This window comes from Microbulbifer sp. ABM4_008, assembly GCF_056311705.1.
The window spans coordinates 2,082,820-2,101,839 of sequence record NZ_CM149970.1 but is presented as its reverse complement, the minus strand read 5'-3'; the positions used below and the strand labels follow the sequence as shown (position 1 = coordinate 2,101,839).

Below are 19,020 nucleotides of genomic sequence, written 5' to 3'. Positions count from 1 at the left end.
ATCTTACTTTCCTTTAATTCCATACCGAAGCAAAAACACGCAACCAGTTTTTACCAATTATTTTTTCTACCACTCGATCAGGAACTCCCTTTTGGCTTAGCCTATAGGCAATAAGCTCCATCCGCCGCTCAGAGTTCAGATCAGGAATAAACGGTGGACGATTTGGCGTTTCTCCGGGCGCGGAAATTCCAGCCGCAATACGACGCTCAACTTCCTTACGGATACTTTCTCGATACTCAGGGCCATCATTGACCGGCACTACGCCTTGGTCACTACCTATGGCAATATGATCTTCACCACATACTTTATAGGCATGCAGTATATGTTCTATCACCACATCGGCCTTTATTTCATGCTCCCCACCCTCCAAAAATGGCATTAAATAGATTCCAACCAAGCCACCGGTGTCTGCAGCAGCTTTTAATTCGGTATCGTCATTATTCCTAGGGTGGTCATAAATTGCGTTGCAGCCAGTATGAGAGATCACAATCGGTCTTTTTGATTGACTGATTGCACTAGACACTGTCTTCTTTCCAGAATGCGAGAGGTCGATCAAAACCTTCTCCGCCTCCATGATCTCTATGGCTTTCTTGCCAAGAGGAGTTATCCCTGAATCCTCCTTAACGAGACCGCCGCTGCCAAGGATAGAGGGCCCATTGTAGGATACCTGCATTATCTTGACGCCTATTTTGGCGAATTCTGAAATACCTGAAAGTGACTCATCAAACATTTCAGTTGATTGGAAACCCATTATTATACCGAGCTTACTCTCCTGCTTCGCTTTCAGGATATCTGATACAGAATGAATTAAGCTCAAGTAGTTTGAGTTCTGCTCGATGATAGATTTGGTTTTTTCAACCTTCTTTAAAGTCTCTGTGTAGTCATCACCTGGATAGGGGACGGTCATATTCAAGGCACTAATCCCCGAGTTCTTGAATATTCCCAGGACTTCTTCAGAGATTGGCTCCCTGAGCGAGAATGCTCCGCTGAGGCCATCAATTACAATCGATGAACCGTATTGGTTCCACGTTGATTTTCCTGCATCAACTCCAGAAAAGGCATTTAATATACCCGAGTTAATGGTCAAGTATGAACCAACACTACCTGATACTAGAGATTTAATCAGTGCTCTTCTATTTATATCGTTCATAAGTCCCCCACTCCAGGATTAATCAGCGCTTCGTGAAGCTATACACTCCACCTCAGCTTTGGCATCAAGTGCCAGGCCGCTCGCTGCAAAAGCACTCCTCGCAGGTTTCTTTCCGTTGAAGTACTGGAGGTAGACTTCGTTCGCCGCTGGCCAATCATCAATATCAGCAAGCATCAAAGTACACTTAACCACATCGTCAAAATCCAAGTTTTTGCTTTCAAGAACTTGGCCAATATTCTTCATTGTTTGATGCATCTGAGCTTCCAGACTTTCACCTGCCAAGGTTAAAGTTGAAGGGTAATTACCGATCTGCCCAGATAACCAAATGGTTCCATTCACTTCACGTGAAGAGGAGAAAGGCAACTGTGGATCGTCGCCAATAAAAATAAAACGACCGTTCTTAACCACATGAGCTATCGATTGGCTATTTTCGATATTCTTTTCGGGACTTGCTGAAAGTACAACAATATTTGCTTTCTTTCCCTCTTCAATACTACCGACAGAACCTTCTATCCCTATCACTTTCGCAGCATTTATAGTTGCAGCTTGAATTGCCTCGAGAGGTGTCATACCAATTTCATCTACGAGCAGCTTAAGCTCATGATGAATCATCGGTGTAGTGTCATTTTCAAGGTCACTAAATGCATCCGTGCCAGCAGCAATAGTGATGCCGTTTTGATAGGCAAATTGTGTCATTTGTGTGCTGAGCTGATCAAGTTTCCTGTACTTTTCGTTTAAGGTATTCCTTCTTTCAAATACTGTAAGCGTCGCATCTAAAATTGTACCGTTCTCTTTCATTGCATCAAAAAGGTCTAAATAGCTATCTTTTTGCAGCATTTTTCCCCAGGTTGAATCATCGAACTCAGCAGTTTTTCTGCGCCACGCCTTGAAGTTATCAACTAGCTGAGCAGACATATCTGAGGCATGTGAAATAGTCTCAACACCAGCATTGACAATATCCAAAGGTTTGGAGGGGCCTATATAAGCATGCGACCAGACTTTCAAACCATGTTTCTTGGCTGCACTCGCGAGTAATGGCACCGTCTCAGCCTCAACATCAGCATATATTTTGATGCCTGTTGCACCAGCACCTATGGCCTGAAGCATTATTGAATCCATATCTGAATTTTGATCTACCGCTCTCATCCATGTTGTGCGGCCTGGAGTACGCCCTTTAGCTGAGGCAATGGTTCTCGGGTCCGAGAAGAAGGATTCTCCACCTATAATGACTGAAAAGTAGATGTCTGGCGAAGCGATGGAGTCGACCTCTGCTTGACGTTTTAAGTAGGCCAATGCTCGTGCATCACCGCCCATATCTCTCACAGATGTGACACCACCACGAAGCAGGTATCGAAGTCGCTCAGTAGTGATAGACAAATTATCCCAGCTATCCGGATCTGTCGCATGGTGGACATGCGCATCTATCAGGCCAGGGATTACAAACTTCCCTTTTAAATCGACAACACTGGCCCGCCTCACCTTGGAGAGCTTTTTCGTTGAAGAAATTCTCTTGATCTTATCGCCTTCGATAAGAATCGACTGGTTTTCATCAACTTTAAGCGCATTAACGTCCACTATATTGGCGTTAATGAGCAAAACTTGCTCTAGCTTTCCATCCTCTGCTGATACAACGCCGCTGGTAGCAATGTGTAGAACCGCCAGAATAAAAATTTGTTTTATTTTCATGTACTTATCTAATGTGAGACCGTGGGACTTTTAATCTACTAGCAAAATTTTGCGTCATTTAGGATGCACTTTAAATGTAATTTAGGTTTATAGTGTATAAACTATTTGTTTATTATGTTTGTCTGTATACTCCAGCTAATGCCCACCGTAAGAAGAGAAGCGGATTAGCCATCAGGGGAGTCAATGAACAAGTTACACGCCCTTGAGGCATACTGTTTAGTGTGCGAAAAGCAAAACTTTGCAGCTACTGCTCGCGAGCTCGGCATTTCAGCAGCAATGGTTGGTAAGTACATTAAGCAGTTAGAAGAGGAGCTGGGCTGCCTATTGGTGATGCGCAATACACGCAAAGTATCCATAACCGAAGCGGGCGAAAATTACTATAAACAGGTTTCACCAATACTAAAAAAACTCCACTCCGTCGACCAGGCGATGTCAGAATACAATCAAGAGCCTAGAGGCAGACTATCGATATCGACCAGTATAGAGCTAGGCAGTCAATATTTTTCAGGATTGATTGCCAATTACCGTAATCTATACCCTCAAGTATTCTTGGATTTTCATCTCAGCAATGACCCACTCGATTTACTCGACAATAAAATTGATCTCGTTTTTAGAATCGCACCAGAATTGCCAGACTCTAGCTATATCGTCCAATCTATCGCAAAAACTAAGCTAGCACTCTGGGCAAGTGACTCTTACATAGAGAAGAATGGGCTCCCTGAAAGCATAGAGTCATTAAAGAAGCATCAATTACTCTTCTTTAACCACAGTATTCGAGGGGATCATTGGCTATTTCAAGACAAAGAAGAAACAAGAAAGATCAAACTTCCCTGGGCCTGGCAATCTAACAATGGGAGGCTATTAAATGAGGCGGCTGCTGAAGGACAAGGAATAATCCAAGCCCCTTTTTACTCTGTCAAATCTTATGTCGACTCTGGCCATCTCACTGAGATTCTACCTAGATTCACAATAAAGCCACTAACTATTTTTGCGCTCTACCCTCATCGCTGCGAACTTTCCCTGAAGGTTAAAACCTTTATCGATATGGCTAAGAGCTATTTTGAGCAAAATCATTCCGAGCAGTTCTGATTCAATGGATGTATTCAAACGTACTTTCTCAAATCTAGGCCCTGGTATTATTTGGGCTGCAAGCAGTATTGGCGTATCTCATATCGTGCAGTCTACTCGCGCTGGTGCAGATTACGCTTTCGCTTTGATTGGTTTTATTTTCCTGGCTCATTTAGTCAAATACCCTTTTTTCAAAATCGGACCAGAGTACGCTGCTGTCACCGGTGAGAGTTTATTGGAAGGCTATAAAAAACACAGTCGACTTGGTTTTTATAGTTATATGGCTCTCACATTTCTAACAATGTTCTTTGTTCAAGCTGCGGTTACGATCGTCACAGCTGCTTTAGCCCTCAATTTATTTGGCGATATCTTAAATGTTTCAGAGTGGTCTGCCATCATTTTGGTCATTACATGTGCAATATTGATTGCTGGCCAATTTAAATGGCTGAATGAAAGCTTAAAGTGGATGGTCCTCATTCTGGCAATTGCCAGCTTGATCACTCTCATTGCCGCAATAAGTCAATATGGGCTTCTTCCCTCTAAATCCTATTTAACAGCTGATATAGCACCAGCTGTGAGCATCGCATTTGTTGTCGCCTTAGTCGGCTGGATGCCAACTTCAATTGAAGTTTCTGTTTGGCACTCTATTTGGTCGGAGCGAAGGATAAAGGAGAGACCGGATAGAGGCTTTGCCAAGAAATCTCTCGTATTTGACTTTAAGGTTGGTTATTTCACCAGCTTGATTCTAGCTATTGTATTTGTATGGCTAGGCGCATTAGTAATGTTTGGGAAAGATATTGAACTATCTCAATCTGCAGGCATATTTGCTGGTCAGCTAATCAATATTTATACCGAATCTCTAGGTGACTGGAGCCATTTAACAATCAGTATTATCTGCTTTATTGCGCTTTTCTCAACTACCTTTGCAGTCTCCGATGGGTTTCCTCAAGTTTGGCGAAGTGCCTTGAGGTCATCGAGTAGTATTAAGATTCCCGAAAATAGAGTCTACGTATCCACTCTTATTATACTAAGCCTCATAAGCTGGTTTATTATTTCCCTATTTGCCAACCAGCTAAAGGACTTAATCGACTTTGTAACTACTCTATCTTTCGTTTGTGCTCCAATCTTTGCTTTACTCAATATTCTTGTTATGAACGGGAAGTGGGTACCAAAAGAGCATCACTTAAAGGGATGGTACTTAGTTTATACCTATGCCTGCCTGTGCCTAATGATAGGTTTTAGCTTTTACTTTATTTATTGGCGTTTCTTGAGTAACTAACTATTCCTTTGCAAAATCAGCTGACTTGAAAAGTCTATAAATAATATTGTAACCGCCAGTTTAATGTAGAGAAACCCAATCAAGCTTGGTGTGGCGATATTACCTATATCTGGGCTGGCTCAAGCTGGTGTTACCTAACTACCGTTATACATGCTCGCCGTATCGTTGGATGGGCTCTCTCAGGTCACCCAGATACGGCATTAACTACAAAAGCACTGGAAATGGCCTGGGAGCAGCGAGGAAAGCCCCATGGAGTTATGTTCCACTCGGATCAAGACTGTCAGTATACCAGTCATCAGTTCCGCCTACTGCTGTAGCGCTACCGAATGACCCAGGGCACGAGTCGACGTGGAAATTGTTGGGATAATGCACCAATGGAAAGACTGTTTCGGAGTCTGAAAAGTGAATGGATACTCCCTCTCGGTTACAACTCTATCACAGAAGCGAGCCGAGACATCAGCCATTACTTGATGATTTACTACAACTGAGAGAGTCCCCATCAATACAATGACATATTACCGCCTGCAAAAGCGGAAGAAAAACTTAACTTACTGTCCGGCAATAGTTGACCACTACACTGATCGTTAAAAATCAGGAGAGTAGAAAAAAGTTGACTGGCATTTTAGGGGGGTGCTTGATGGCTTACAGGCCATTCTAAGTACATTTGAAGAGATTTTCTTAAGTCGATTATATTCTGCTTTTATTGAGGCCACCCGGTCAAAGCAACAAGATTTTATGGTCTGTAAAGTTGGTGCCAGAGTGGAATTTTTATAAAACCGATTTTTGATCAAATAACAATCAACTATTTCATATTCAAGTGTAATTATATGTAATTGGGCCCCTATGATTCCTATGAAACACATCCCAATTAACAAGCTCAGCCTTTAGTGAAATAAAAGCAGAATAGCTACCTACACTCCCCCTCAACCTATAACCTCTGAAAAATCACTTTGACAGAAAGCACTTCTTAAAAGTACCAATGAAAGCTAAATATTCATCCCAACTTTCCCGAAGCCACAAAAGGTTTTTCAATTTGATCGAAAGATATCCTTGAAGCAACATCTATCTTCTCCCCAAGAGGATAGCTATTATGCAAGCGTCTTGGCTGAATACGTTTATCAAGAAAACTTGAAACCTCCTCCCTTGTAGCACGATGACTCTCATCCCTGCTTTTACCAGGCTCTAGGTATTCAACGTCACTCCACATTTGCATTACATGTTTAGCCTCTTCAAGCTGCTGCGCTGTACACTGCACAATTGGTTTTCTATATCTCGACAACTCACTTTGAACCTCTTCATAACGACAAGATAGACCAGGAGAAAACTCAAACATCATGGAATCCATTATACGCTGTATAAACCCAATATAATTATCCCAAGGTGTTCTTTGATTTAGGCGATATGCATTTCCAGCATTCGAGCCCGCACGACTTATAATAAATCGGCAACAAAGAAAAACTTTATCACTGACAGCCAAATTCCAACTCACCTTATCTACACCATCTGCGAGTGGCTGACTCTCAAAATAGAACCAGATTTTGCCCTTTTGATTCACCCACTGACAGTTAAGGGGGGATAGATAATCCGGCCATTTATATTGTGTTAAATCAAAACGATCACTTTTAATCCCTTCATGCATTTTTTGCAGATCCGTAAGGCAACATCTACGATAAACCTCACGAACTAAAACCTCATCATTAAAGAGGCTTTCATTAACAGGAAGATCATCAATATAATTAAGGTTTATAAAGAAATTTATATGCCCCCCATAACTTTGAAGCAAAGGCACCCCTTTAAAACCCCAGCGAGTAGAAAACAAGTTTAAAACTTTGATAGCATTAAACTGTGCTTTATTTTTAATACTAACCCCAGATTGGTATTCAAGAGGATGGTAGGACTGCACATCCTCTATATCAAAGCTATCCGGCTCAGTTTCCCACTGCTGAATTGAGGAGAATGGATCAAAAGCAGGGGGCACCATAAAAGAAAGCTTAGATCCGGAAAGCCTTTTCTCAACCCTTCTCGCATTACGGAAGCTCGGCCCACGAGGAAAAACATCTTTCAAAAAATTCATATGAAACTAATCTTCAAGGCAAGATATTGCAATAATAGAGCAGCCCATCTGCGGAGTATTTCCCCGCAGAACACAACTTGGAACCTAAAGAAGTGTTATGATGGTCTAAATAACTATTTAATTTATCACCCTTGATAAATTAAAGGTTGACGAATATGCTCTGCGGGAATCCTTGATACAACTTCTATTTTTTCCCCCAAAGGATAGCTATTATGTAAAGGCCTGGGCTGAATACGCTTATCCATAAAACTAGAAACTTCATCAGCAGAGGCTTTATTATCATCACCGATTCCATTTCCAGAAGCTACGTATCCAGAACCACTCCACATTCTCATTACATACTTTGCATCATTAACCTGCTGGGATGTAAAAGACAAGATGGGCTTATCTTTAGCTCCGGGTTGCTCCTGAACTAGGCTAAGGCGATCAGATAAACCAGAAGTAAGATCTAAACTTATAGAATCTACAATGTGCTGCGCAAAGCCAACATAATTATCCAATGATGTGCATTGAGCAACTCGATATGCATTACCAGTATTAGAGGGTGCGCGAGTAATATTGAATCTAAAGCTCAAGTAATGTTTATCTGTTAATGCAACATGCCAACTGATTCTATCAAATCTATCCCTCAAAGGCTGACTCTCAAAGTACAACCAACTCTTATTAGCCTGCTTTATCCATTGGCAATTAACTGGTCCCAAGTAGCTGGGCCACCGATATTGAGTCAAATCAAACGGGTCACTTTTCAAACCCGGGTCAAAATTATGAAGATCTCCCAATTCATATCGGCGATAAACTTCTTTTGCTAGCACTCTTGTATCAAATACACTCTCATTAACAGGAAGATCTTCTACTGAAGTAACAGCGACAATCAGCCTAATATCGCCACCATACCCCCCTATAATGGGCACCCCCTTAAATCCCCAACAGCTTGAGAATAGTTTTAGATATGTAATATCGGGAAATTTTATTTTTTCGTTAAGGTTCTTACTCGAACGGTATGAAATCGGGCAAAAATTCTCAGCTTCAAAAATATCAAATTCGTCAGGTTCTACTTCCCACTTTTGAATAGAGGAAAATGGGTCCGCTGAAGGAGGCACCATAAAAGAAAGTTTAGAGCCGGAAAGCCTTTTCTCAACCCTTCTCGCATTACGGAAGCTCGGCCCACGAGGAAAAATATCTTTCAAAAAACCCATATGGAAATAATCTTAAAAGTAATCTGATCAAGGCAAGATATCGCAAGAATAGAGAAGCTCATCTGCGGAGTGTTACCCCGCAGAACACAACCTGGAGCCTAAAGTAGTGTTTTGATGGCCTATAAAAGCTATTTAATTTATCATCCTTGATAAATTAAGGGTTGGCTGAGATGCTCCGTGGGAATTCTGGACACAACCTCTATTTTATCCCCCAAAGGATAGCTATTATGTAAAGGTCTATGCTGAATACGCTTGTCGATAAAACTAGAAACTTCGTCAGTAGAAGCTCTATGATCCTCGCCCTCCTCTTTACTTGGATCCGTATATTCCGAATCACTCCACATTCTCATCACATACTTTGCATCTTCAACTTGCTTAGATGAGAAAGTTAAAATAGGCTTTTCTTTAGCTCCAGGCTGCTTCTGAACTTGAACAAGGCGTTCAGACAAATCAGAAGTGAGGCGCAAATCTAAAGAATCTACAATACGTTGTGCAAAACTAATGTAATTTTTCCATGATACGCACTGATTAATTCTGTAAGCGTTACCGGCATTCGAAGCTGATCGTGTAATATTAAACTTAATACTTAAAAAATGCTTATCTGTCAACGGGGTATACCAGCTAAGCTTGTCAAACTTTCTTCGCAAGGGCTGACTTTCAAAGTACAGCCAACACTTATTGGCCTGCTTGATCCACTGACAATTAACAGGTCCCAAATAGTTAGGCCAACGATACTGGGTTAAATCAAATGGATCATCCTTTAATCCTTTATGGAAATCATGGAGATCTTCTAACTCGTACTTACGATAAACTTCTTTTGCCAATACCCTTACATCAAACAAACTCTCATTTACAGGCAGATCTTCAACTGAATTGACATCTATAATCAGCTTAACGTTGCCACTATACCCTCCTATAATCGGCACGCCCTTAAACCCCCAACAACTAGAGAATATCCTTAAATACTTTACATCTGGAAACTTGATTTTCTCATCCAAATTCTTACTCGAGCGGTATGAAATTGGGCAGAATTGTTTAGCTTCAAAAATATCAAACTCATTAGGCTCTACCTCCCATTTTTGAACAGCGGAAAATGGGTCCGCTGGAGGAGGCACCATAAAAGATAGTTTAGAGCCGGATAGAGTTTTCTCTACCCTTCTCGCACTACGGAAGTTTGGCCCACGAGGAAAAACATCTTTCAAAAAATTCATATGAAACCTATTTTTTTACCAAACCTTTCTGTAATAATTGCTTCAAGGGTATAGTTGACCCACTATGATACTTTTCATTTAAGCTTGGAATACTTGCTAACGTTGTATTGGCTGTAGCGGCCGCTAGAATCCCAAATAATGCTTTTGCTCCAGCAAAAGAAAGACCCGAAGTAGCCGCTACAGTAGCAAAAGTTACAACAGTCGCATCAGCTCCTTTATAGAGTTTTACAGCAGAATCAAAAGCATCTACAAGTTTATTAGCAAAAGCTTCTCTTGTTCGTGACTTGCACAACTCACCTACCTCCATTGCTACCTTTCCAAGTCCTAATTCAGAACCACCGACAATCTGGGCAACACCGGGCGTGGCTTTATACCAGGTTGAATCCTTAGTATTCATACCCACCTTACGGCGCAAGTTATCAGCTACATAATGGCTCGAAGTAGCATCGCTAAGGAAGATTTTTTGCTTCTCATCCACATTAACCTGCTTTAATGCAAGTAACTCCATTGCTTTGGTTATAACTTTTGAGCCGCCTCTATGACTTGTCCATTCAACATAGAGGCCTTTGTCATGTGCTTCTTTCATATGTCCGGCAAGAATTCTTGCTGCTTCCATATCCTTAGCCGTTGTACCAGTCCTCAGGTTTTTGACAAAGCGCCAACCTGCCTTGGTAACGCCATCTTGTGGCACATAAAAAATGGTATAACCTTTATCTTGTAATTTTTCTAATGCTATAGCATCGCCACGAGTGATATGGGATGGCAGAATTTCAGCAGCATGGTCTAAACCTTTACAATATCCATTAATGCCGATTTTTAACGGTGAATCTTTCTTACCTGCCACAGCACCATTTGTACGTAAAAACTTAGCAGGCTCCTCTTTTCTAGTCCAGCTACCTCCGCTATCTCCAGATTCCCACTCAACTTCCCAAAGGGCAGCTCGCTTTCCCTTCTCCGCTTCTCGTCCTAATAACCGAATATCAAGAATCACAACATCAGTCTGCGGCCCACCATAGTAATTGATTAACTCATATTCAATCTCAAAACCATCTCCAACAATACAGCGGCGAGTTGCACTACCATTCTTCAAATATGAGTTAACCGGTACAGCCCCGCCTCTCAACCCGTTCACAGCATTAGTCAACGCTAATGCATGATACCCCTCACTACTAGGGACACGGCTGAGTTCCTGAAACCCTTCCAGCATTTGATGGAGCTGGTCATTAGCCACTATCGAACGGCCAGAACCAGATTGACCAAAGGTTTTAAGTCCCAAGCTGGCAGCTGATGAAGGTAAAGAGTTCATTGATCATCCTTATTCAATAGACGCAGTTTCTCCTGTGAAGTGAGTCACATAAAGATATTCTGCCTGGTAATTTGCGCCTCAATTTACCAGTGAGACCATTCTAAGTACATTTTGAGAGAGATCACTAAAAATCGATTATATTTTGCCATTAAGTAGACCGTTTGGTCATAGCAGTAAGATTTTGCGGGCTGTAAAATTGGTGCCAGAGTGGAATTTTACTTAAACTGCTTTTTGGTCAAAAAACCAACAGCCGCCTACTGCCGAGGTGTAATCATATGTAATCGGTTTCCTGCTATTTCTGAGAAGCACTTCCCACTGCTTGAAGCCCCTTAGCTACAAACAAGAGACTTGTACCAAATCAATAACACAAGACAACCACATTGTTCAACTGTACCTTTTCCGTAAATTCTGTCAGTAATGCTGGACACACACCAAATAAGTATAACCTGCCCAAAATAAGTGGTTGAATCGAAGCGTTAAACAAATACAGGGAGCCAATTTTCCTAATTAAATGAACGTCACAGATTAAAAGTGCATTTAACAGCTTGGAGTGGTGCCCTAAATTCTAGGAAGCCAGCACCCGCCTTTCCTTACTCTGGACCCGACACCACTCGCCACCGAACTTCCCCTTCAAGGAATACCTATCTGCAGCTTGAGTGTCAGTAAAAAACAGATAGGTTAACCCTAGAGCACCGCCCCATAACAATTCTGCGGCAATTATGCCACGCACAAAAATTGAGCCGTGAGCCCAGCTTAATTATCAGTAAGCAGGTTGAATATTGAGCACAAAACCGGCAAAAGGCTGGGGATCGGTACGAATATCTTAATCACAGTGCTGAAAATGAACGGCAATCAAGTAAAGATAGGCATCTGCGTCCCCAGGTCCCCCCATCTCCACTGCGAAGTGACCAACGTGTGCATCAGGAGAGAAGAAAAGTAGCCAGTTCAAGGGGATACTAATTGGTTCTATAACGAAGGAAGGTGGCCCATACGCTCGGTGCGAGCTTAACTTAATTAGATGTTAGATTTTAATTACCCCAATAGGGCCCTATATAGCGATCGATTAAGAGTGGCGAACGGACAAAAACGGGGCTTCCTGGCCATACTTTTTATAAAACTCCATGACAAAATCAACGGCTTTCCTGAAACTATTTTCTTCTATTATTTACTACATTTTAAATATTAAAAAATCACGCCTGATACTTTTATCGTATGGATAATTTGCATAACCCATTGTTTCTTTGATGCTACTCTTAACAACCTCTTCAGAAATTACCATCTTTTTCCCTACAATTATAGGGCCTACTTAAGATGCCTCGCCAAACATAATTTTTGGAACACTAGTTAGGCATGGGCTAATCAGCACCATCGTAAATATCAAGTGAAAGCACTATCCCACGACTACCAAGTTCCAACAGTGTTTTAGGAGAAACATTCATACCCTCATTGCCCTTATCCATAAATATGCCAGAGAAAAGGTCAATACTATATTTTTGTGAAAGATCCTCCCAAATGGCAATATTATCTGTCAAACGATCAAGAATTTCCTTCACTTGTCCATCTAAGTCTTCAGGTTCGCATTCCTTTGCTGCCAAAGACCAGAGCCCACTTTTACACACATATTCTCTACCACTTCTTTTTACAACTTTTAAGTCACCTTTGGAGTACATAGTTGTACCCTCACACCCCAATAGCACTGAAATCTCTTGTGGTTGCAATTTATCTCCAATCAATCTCAACGTAGCTTTAGACCGACTTACCTGTGCCATTGCTATAAACACCCAAAGCTTTAATAAACGGCAGCCGGAACACAAATAGACTGCCTGATAGGAATCTCAATTTTTTCCAGGAACGAGTCTAAGTGAACTTAATATCACAAGCTACTGGTAATTCAATAAAAATAAAATCAAGGAAGCAATAAATATAGGAAAGAATAGCAAACCAAAAATTGCCGAACGCCTGAAATTTGCTATCCTTTGCTCATCCATTGTTTCAATTTCTTCGCTGCTGAAATCAGTACAGCAAATATGGCAATCAAATCTAGGCTCCTCGTGTGCAGCTCCACAGTGAGGGCAATTCGCAGTCCGTTTTTCATACAGCCATTGGACTTGATCCAGTAAATGAAACATAAGCTGAATCCCAGTATTTAAACACTATAAGTGATAGCAGTTTGTTCAATAGCACAATCTAAATATCACACTTTCCTATAACTTAAAAGTTAGTCAGCCCGATGACTCACAGAAGTTAGCAAATAGAGGGATCCCAAGTCTCTTGCAGCCTGACATTTGCTTTTTCCTATTCTGCGCCCCGTACCCCATCCCTCCATCAAGCTTAACTTATCAGTCTTTCCCATTCAGGAATACTCACCTATGCTCAAATTTCACTAGGAAACAAATAGCTTGATCCCAAAGAGCACTACCGGCGCACGTCTAACAGTTTGAGAGCATGCCTCAGTCAAGACAATAGAGATGAAAAGAAGTCACGTTGGGCATTGGCATCCCCAAACCCCTCCGCGTCCAAAGAAAAGAGAACTATGCCCATATCAGAATCGACCAAATATTAGACAACTGGACGTTAAAGGCAAGTTCCCCAAGAGAGGAGGCCCTAACCAAACCCCCTCTCGTGAAATAAAACTTAGCTTAGCAACAAGATATGATAACGTACAAAAAATGCACAGCTTTGTTGGTCATACAGTAATGCCTACTCAGACATTACTTTTGTATAAAACTGGAGCATCGATTGAACTAGGTTTGATGTTAATTCCTTTGATTAATAACCATAGGCCAAATGTGATTTCAAAAAACGCACCTGGAAGCATGAAGTGCTTCAATATTTGGGGCGGCTCGAGTAACAAAATATTTGAAAACCCATAAACCACCATCGACATATACGTGAAAGCCCCCCAAAGAACTAACCACCTAGGCACGTAATTTGAAACGTAAAATAAGTACATGAAAATAGTCGCGCCTATGCCCATTATAATTAAAAGAACATCCCACATCGAACCACTCATATTCACAAATATACTCGCTAACGCATGTAGCTGCTCTTCTTGAAATTTATTCGAATATTCCTGGTTTCTTAAAACTACTATAACCGTCAATGTAATAATTGTTGCTACAAAGCCAAGAAGCCCTTCTCCAAACCTGAAAAGCAATGCCAAAAAAGCAACATTTTTGTTAATTGTTTTTGTAACCAAATACTGCGCCCAAGATGCCCAAATAACGGCGATAAACATAACTATATCTATAATCTGAGCGAACCTGAACCTCATCTCTGTCTCAGCAAAAGCCGCAAAATCATATATTCCTTTCTTGACAAGTAATGAATTGAGCATCCCTAAAACGATATAAATTAAATATGCGGCACCTAAGTGCTTCGCATATAAGCTAAGTGATGATTGTGTATTATCCATCAGTAATTATCCTTTGGCTCTCGCATACGACGAAAGACTTAATCTTTATTTCAGGTGCGAAGCAGGCGCCACCTGAATATAGTTGTTAGAGTTCTTGCTGCAGTGTGCCAATACTGCTTAAAAATGACGTTAGCTGAGTTGCGGAATCCTTTAATGACTCGGCTACGGCAGCGATCTCTGCCTTCTTTATGGTTTCATTGAAATTAGTATCACCGAGTTCTTTGCGGGCAGAGAACTCGTTACTTGACACAACCGTAAATGGCACTATACCTGACCGAACATCAAGTAAGACTACTTCCACTGAACAGTATGCCTTTGTTTCATTCGGATCAATAAACTTATACTTCTCAAAAGTACGGCAACTTGAACGGTAGGCTAATAGTAAATCAGCTTGGTAGCGTGCAGCAGCTTCTCGAAGATAAGGCACTGTACGTAGCTCTGGAACGAGCATGCTTGGTAAGAATGAAGCATCGTAAACCCTTTCAGACTCTCTCAACTGCCCTACAAAGTCCCTAGCAATAGTTTCATTTAGTTGCGTAAAATCATTAGAGTAATGGCGCCAGTAGCTATCATTGGACAACTTGAGTATTGCAATTCTATTTTGTGCAGGAAGCTTTAACTCATAGTTGAGGATGCGGTCTATGTCTATATCCCCTAACGATTCACCAGTGGAGCCAAATAGAGGCTCATTATTCGCTTCATTACCCCCAGCCTTATAGTAATCGCTTGGTCGATGAGATGTAGCTACAGTAGCGCAACCTGTAACAAGTATCGCAATTATAACTATCAGGTACTTTGTCATTTGTAATCCTTAGGTGGCAATTATTAACTCTTGGCGGTTAATTCTGGTGAAGCATCTATATATCACGCTTCTCTAGAATTCCAAAGCTAGCCAGCCTGATGAAGTAAAATCTAGAGGAACTAAGAAGGCTCTTTAACTAGTACAAACGTTCAGCACTCAATGTAAATTGAGACATTCATAATCCGGAAGTTGCCCTAATTTATATTTAATGACGATGCTCCACGTGTTATGGAAAGATCTATTCTATCCAAGAAACAACAGAAGCTGCGCTTAAATTCTGATGGGAAAACCACCTAAGTGACGTCTTTTAGCAGTTCAAATAGGTACTTCTTCTCTATTCCGTCACCAAGAATCACTTACTAAGTCACACATTAAGGATAGCTAATAACATGTTCCAATTCATAAAGTTTCACGAGTAGTTTCTTTATAACGCAGTTAATGATAACGGCTTACTGTATACGTGCTGTACGTGGGGGTTGGAGGCATGGCAATTTATAGCTAAGCCCTATTAGCATCTGCGATTACTTCTTCTCTAATATTTTCAGCGCCATCTATAAGAATAATTTAACTTCTATCAACAACAAACTCTATTTTAGAAATATCTTTTTAAGTAAAACTGCCTTTTTATGGAGCGACATCCAACAACGCGCAGAATAGTTATCAGATAAAATTTCCAAAGAGAATAAAGTTAGCATATATTTAATGCATTATTAATTTTACATTAATAAGGCTTTATAGCTGACGTAAGCAGCAATAAATTTTAAGGATTACTCATGAGATTTACCACGCTTGAGAAATATATTTAAAGCATGCTTTGACTCAAATAGCAGATCACACCACTCTTGAGAGGACTGTTTCGAATCTGACTGAACTCTCTCCCAGAATTTATTTACAACTAATAAAGATTCAATTTCTTCTCTCACAAATACCTCTTTATCAAATTGAGTTATTGAATTAGCATCAAACCAATCATCCCAGAATTCAAGGTTAGCGATTGCAACATCAAATCTAAATTCATCTGAGAAAAGTTCAAGAACCTCGATGATCCTATTCCTGACTCTTTTCTCTATACCATTCTTCTCTTCAGGTTTCATATTTGAGATATCTTATTCTCGCCTTATGGATAACGTCGCGCTAAACGACAGAAGCTAAGTCGACTTGAACTCCTTTTTATATTTTAGTACTCATTAAGTATTCTGGGTGACCAGTATGCTCATCTCTTTGTTCTTTTACTACTTTAAATTCTTGAGATAAGTAAAACTGATAGCTAGAAACGTTCTCTTTGTAAACAGAAAGTATCAGCCTATCTCTCTTTGATTTTGCATGGTTAAGGAGTTGTTTGCCTATTCCTCTTCCCTGTAGAGAGGGAGAAACAAATATAGCTGCAAGTGTATCGCCACTAAGTGAGTAAAAGCCTACTACTTTACTTTCCATCTCATAAACATATGTCTCTGATGTAGGAATGTAAACATCTCTCATATCACTTAACTGTGCCTCCCAGAAATCTGAAGGCATGAAATCATGAGCTTGAATAGAAGCTTGCAACCAAATATCCAATATAGTAGGCAGATCGTTACGGTTATATAACCTAATCATTTTGATAAATTCTCAGTAAATTTGATAATATTGCTTTTATTTAAACAACAATCTCAGTAAGGATAGTCGCATGAGTGAGCTTTCTATTTAACAACGCTCTTTAAATAGCCCTGCCATCTAGTGATTTGTAAAAATGCATAAAAGCCCCTGAGGGGCACTTCGCAAAATTGATGAGTTTGTATTTTGATGAAATTTCACCGCTTTCGAATAGTCGCTTTCCTTCTCCAACAACTACTGGAAACGTCCAAAGCCTAAGCTCATCTACCAAGTTATGCTTTAGAAGTGACTGCACCAACTGCCAACTTCCATGAACTTGTAGTAAAGGCCCATTCATTTTCTTAATTTTGGTTATCTCGACGACCGCATCTGCCCCCTTTAGCTTGAATGAATTATTCCATGTGAGATCATCATTACCTGATGTTACGACATACTTTTTTGCTTGATTAAGTTTGTCTGCAGTTGGATTTCCAGGTTTGGCATTTGAAAAACTTGTGGCAAATAAATTGTACGTATTACGTCCTAATAGTAGATCATAAGGTTCCGCCATGGCCTCCCTTCCGACTTGCTCCATGACTTCACCCCAATAATCCTTGGCCCAGCCTCCATGACTAAAGCCACCTGAAAAATCTTCCTCAGGCACACTCGGTGCTTGCATTACTCCGTCAAGTGTTTGAAATACTAATATGGCTAAGTTTCTCATTGGTTGATTCTCGCGAAAGAGCCGAATAATTTGTGTCGAATAACGCTAAGCTCAGCTATATAGGCGCAAATACGCCGGAAGTGAATATAGCGCTGGATTATAAAGACCACTTACAACTTGAAAAAGAAACACGGCAAGCATTTACCATACATGAGTTCAATAGCGATATGAATCTCAAGTACAAGTAGTAACGCAGTGATAGCTTACCTTATACAACATAATGAAAGAATATCTATTGGATGGCAACATGGATTAACCGTATACTTATCGGCCATAGCCGCTTCTATGTAATAGCAACAATTAATACTCCGATCATCATAGCTATAAACAAAAACAACAGCACCCAACCTGATATTTTATAAATCCAGTAAATCGGCCGAACACGCGCAAATGTTTCCAGAGTAATGCCGTGCTTAGCCGATCTATATTTAATACATAAATATATTTCTTTCACAGCTTCGGATTGAGCTCTCTTGCTTGTATTCCCTGAGTGAGAATAACACGTGAGAGTTAGTATTGCTCCACTCACAAACCAAACTCCAAATATCACCCCTAGAAATTTCAAACATCCTTATTCACAAAGTGCCCCAATTAACAACTAGAATCTAATTGTTTGTTTTATACTATTAAAGTACAAACATGTGACAAATTTGATATCCAACAAACTCACCGACAACTTAAATTCCCTTACTATATTTTTTACTATAGAACGGCAATCTGATAATTGTGGAATTAATGGCGATGTAAAAAAGTAGATGTGTAAGTAGATCTATAGATTTACGGTTATCCCATACCAATCCAGCGAGAAAAGCTTAGAGACTTTAAGTAGTTGAAGCCTACGAATCTTAGTCCTTAGTATGCCTCCGCAAGTTATCCACCCACCGCTCTTAATATTGATAATGGCGCCTGTATACAAATACAACCGTACCCTCTTCAACCTTGAGTTCACCATGAAAGTCGGAGCGCTTTCCAACATACTCTGACAAGTCTGATGAAGATATCACAGGATAACTTTCTATATGACCATATCCTAGTACAGCCGTGGTGACGTCTGGAGTAAGAATTAGGAGTTTATTGCCGCCGAACTCAACATTACTTAAAGTACCTGTAACTTTTACCTCGCCTCTACCGACAACTGTAACGCAAGCAGAAGAATCAATCGATATTAAAAATATAATAACAACAAGTAAGTTTTTCATAATTTCCTCTGCGGAACTTATAATTTAAAGGTATTGTTTATATATCATACTTCCCTATAATTTAATATCTCACCAATCAAAAAATTTAAAAAGGTGCAGGGAATCATCTTGAATAAGTAAATATGCTCAAGGAAAGATATTAGCTAAGCCCTATAGCTCTGTTACCTTACTCAGGCTATATCTTTTGAGGAAGGCTCTATGAAAAATATGTTATGGATTCTCACTAGAAAAAAGCCATGAAGTTATCGGAAGGGTTCACTTCAAGTCTATTTGAAATGGATCTAACAAAGTGATGCTCCACCAAAACCAATTTAACCGATGGAGTTGTTTTCGAATAA

At 40.4% G+C, this 19,020-nt stretch carries 18 protein-coding genes and 1 pseudogene; 5 read left to right on the top strand and 14 right to left on the bottom strand.

The features are described from left to right. Positions 1-13: 13 nt before the first annotated feature. Complete coding sequence (locus ACYX4J_RS09130) at positions 14-1,150, bottom strand: dipeptidase (protein ID WP_476178415.1); 1,137 nt, start codon at positions 1,148-1,150, stop codon at positions 14-16. 18 nt (positions 1,151-1,168) lie between these two features. Next, positions 1,169-2,836, bottom strand: coding sequence for an amidohydrolase family protein (locus ACYX4J_RS09125; protein WP_476178414.1), 1,668 nt, complete (start codon positions 2,834-2,836; stop codon positions 1,169-1,171). 183 nt (positions 2,837-3,019) lie between these two features. Here ACYX4J_RS09125 and ACYX4J_RS09120 point away from each other — a divergent pair, with 183 nt between their 5' ends. The 3 genes and pseudogenes from ACYX4J_RS09120 to ACYX4J_RS09110 form a co-directional block, all read left to right on the top strand. Continuing rightward, complete coding sequence (locus tag ACYX4J_RS09120) at positions 3,020-3,925, top strand: LysR family transcriptional regulator (RefSeq protein ID WP_444905454.1); 906 nt, start codon at positions 3,020-3,022, stop codon at positions 3,923-3,925. Beyond that, positions 3,897-5,183 (top strand): NRAMP family divalent metal transporter, encoded by a 1,287-nt coding sequence (locus tag ACYX4J_RS09115; protein WP_444933039.1) that lies wholly within the window; start codon positions 3,897-3,899, stop codon positions 5,181-5,183. The genes ACYX4J_RS09120 and ACYX4J_RS09115 overlap by 29 nt, the downstream gene beginning before the upstream one ends. A gap of 53 nt (positions 5,184-5,236) precedes the next feature. Continuing rightward, positions 5,237-5,752 (top strand): annotated as a pseudogene (locus tag ACYX4J_RS09110) (IS3 family transposase); the annotation flags it as partial. 425 nt (positions 5,753-6,177) lie between these two features. On the opposite strand, the gene ACYX4J_RS09105 reads toward ACYX4J_RS09110, so the two are convergent. From ACYX4J_RS09105 to ACYX4J_RS09090, 4 genes are all read right to left on the bottom strand, one after another. Then, positions 6,178-7,257 (bottom strand): hypothetical protein, encoded by a 1,080-nt coding sequence (locus ACYX4J_RS09105; protein WP_444933038.1) that lies wholly within the window; start codon positions 7,255-7,257, stop codon positions 6,178-6,180. 125 nt (positions 7,258-7,382) lie between these two features. Further along, positions 7,383-8,453, bottom strand: coding sequence for a hypothetical protein (locus ACYX4J_RS09100; protein WP_476178413.1), 1,071 nt, complete (start codon positions 8,451-8,453; stop codon positions 7,383-7,385). 140 nt (positions 8,454-8,593) lie between these two features. Further along, positions 8,594-9,664 (bottom strand): hypothetical protein, encoded by a 1,071-nt coding sequence (locus ACYX4J_RS09095; RefSeq protein ID WP_444941929.1) that lies wholly within the window; start codon positions 9,662-9,664, stop codon positions 8,594-8,596. Positions 9,665-9,671: 7 nt separating this feature from the next. Next, a complete protein-coding gene (locus ACYX4J_RS09090) occupies positions 9,672-10,970 on the bottom strand; it encodes a hypothetical protein (protein ID WP_476178412.1) in 1,299 nt (432 codons plus the stop codon). Positions 10,971-11,742: 772 nt separating this feature from the next. Between ACYX4J_RS09090 and ACYX4J_RS09085 the strand changes: the two genes are divergently transcribed. Then, positions 11,743-11,910: a carbon storage regulator gene (locus ACYX4J_RS09085; protein WP_476178411.1), complete on the top strand. Its 168-nt coding sequence runs from the start codon at positions 11,743-11,745 to the stop codon at positions 11,908-11,910. Between the two features lie 415 nt (positions 11,911-12,325). Here ACYX4J_RS09085 and ACYX4J_RS09080 read toward each other — a convergent pair whose 3' ends face one another. The 7 genes from ACYX4J_RS09080 to ACYX4J_RS09050 all read right to left on the bottom strand — a co-directional run bounded on the left by ACYX4J_RS09080 (position 12,326) and on the right by ACYX4J_RS09050 (position 17,483). Beyond that, positions 12,326-12,739 carry a DUF4279 domain-containing protein gene (locus tag ACYX4J_RS09080; protein ID WP_476178410.1) on the bottom strand — a complete coding sequence of 138 codons (414 nt, stop codon included), beginning with the start codon at positions 12,737-12,739 and terminating at the stop codon, positions 12,326-12,328. A 111-nt stretch (positions 12,740-12,850) separates the two neighbouring features. After that, a complete protein-coding gene (locus ACYX4J_RS09075) occupies positions 12,851-13,099 on the bottom strand; it encodes a hypothetical protein (RefSeq protein ID WP_476178409.1) in 249 nt (82 codons plus the stop codon). A 575-nt stretch (positions 13,100-13,674) separates the two neighbouring features. Further along, positions 13,675-14,385, bottom strand: a complete 711-nt coding sequence (locus tag ACYX4J_RS09070) for a DUF4386 domain-containing protein (protein WP_476178408.1) — start codon at positions 14,383-14,385, stop codon at positions 13,675-13,677. A gap of 85 nt (positions 14,386-14,470) precedes the next feature. Then, a complete protein-coding gene (locus ACYX4J_RS09065) occupies positions 14,471-15,187 on the bottom strand; it encodes a hypothetical protein (RefSeq protein ID WP_476178407.1) in 717 nt (238 codons plus the stop codon). 767 nt (positions 15,188-15,954) lie between these two features. Then, positions 15,955-16,281: a hypothetical protein gene (locus ACYX4J_RS09060; protein WP_476178406.1), complete on the bottom strand. Its 327-nt coding sequence runs from the start codon at positions 16,279-16,281 to the stop codon at positions 15,955-15,957. 76 nt (positions 16,282-16,357) lie between these two features. Beyond that, complete coding sequence (locus ACYX4J_RS09055; protein WP_476178405.1) at positions 16,358-16,783, bottom strand: N-acetyltransferase; 426 nt, start codon at positions 16,781-16,783, stop codon at positions 16,358-16,360. A gap of 100 nt (positions 16,784-16,883) precedes the next feature. Beyond that, on the bottom strand, positions 16,884-17,483 hold the full coding sequence (locus ACYX4J_RS09050) for a dihydrofolate reductase family protein (RefSeq protein ID WP_476178404.1): 600 nt from the start codon (positions 17,481-17,483) through the stop codon (positions 16,884-16,886). Between the two features lie 32 nt (positions 17,484-17,515). Here ACYX4J_RS09050 and ACYX4J_RS09045 point away from each other — a divergent pair, with 32 nt between their 5' ends. Then, positions 17,516-17,671, top strand: a complete 156-nt coding sequence (locus ACYX4J_RS09045) for a hypothetical protein (protein WP_476178403.1) — start codon at positions 17,516-17,518, stop codon at positions 17,669-17,671. Positions 17,672-18,370: 699 nt separating this feature from the next. Here the strand turns inward: ACYX4J_RS09045 and ACYX4J_RS09040 are convergent. Next, positions 18,371-18,682, bottom strand: coding sequence for a hypothetical protein (locus ACYX4J_RS09040; protein WP_476178402.1), 312 nt, complete (start codon positions 18,680-18,682; stop codon positions 18,371-18,373). Positions 18,683-19,020 lie beyond the last annotated feature (338 nt).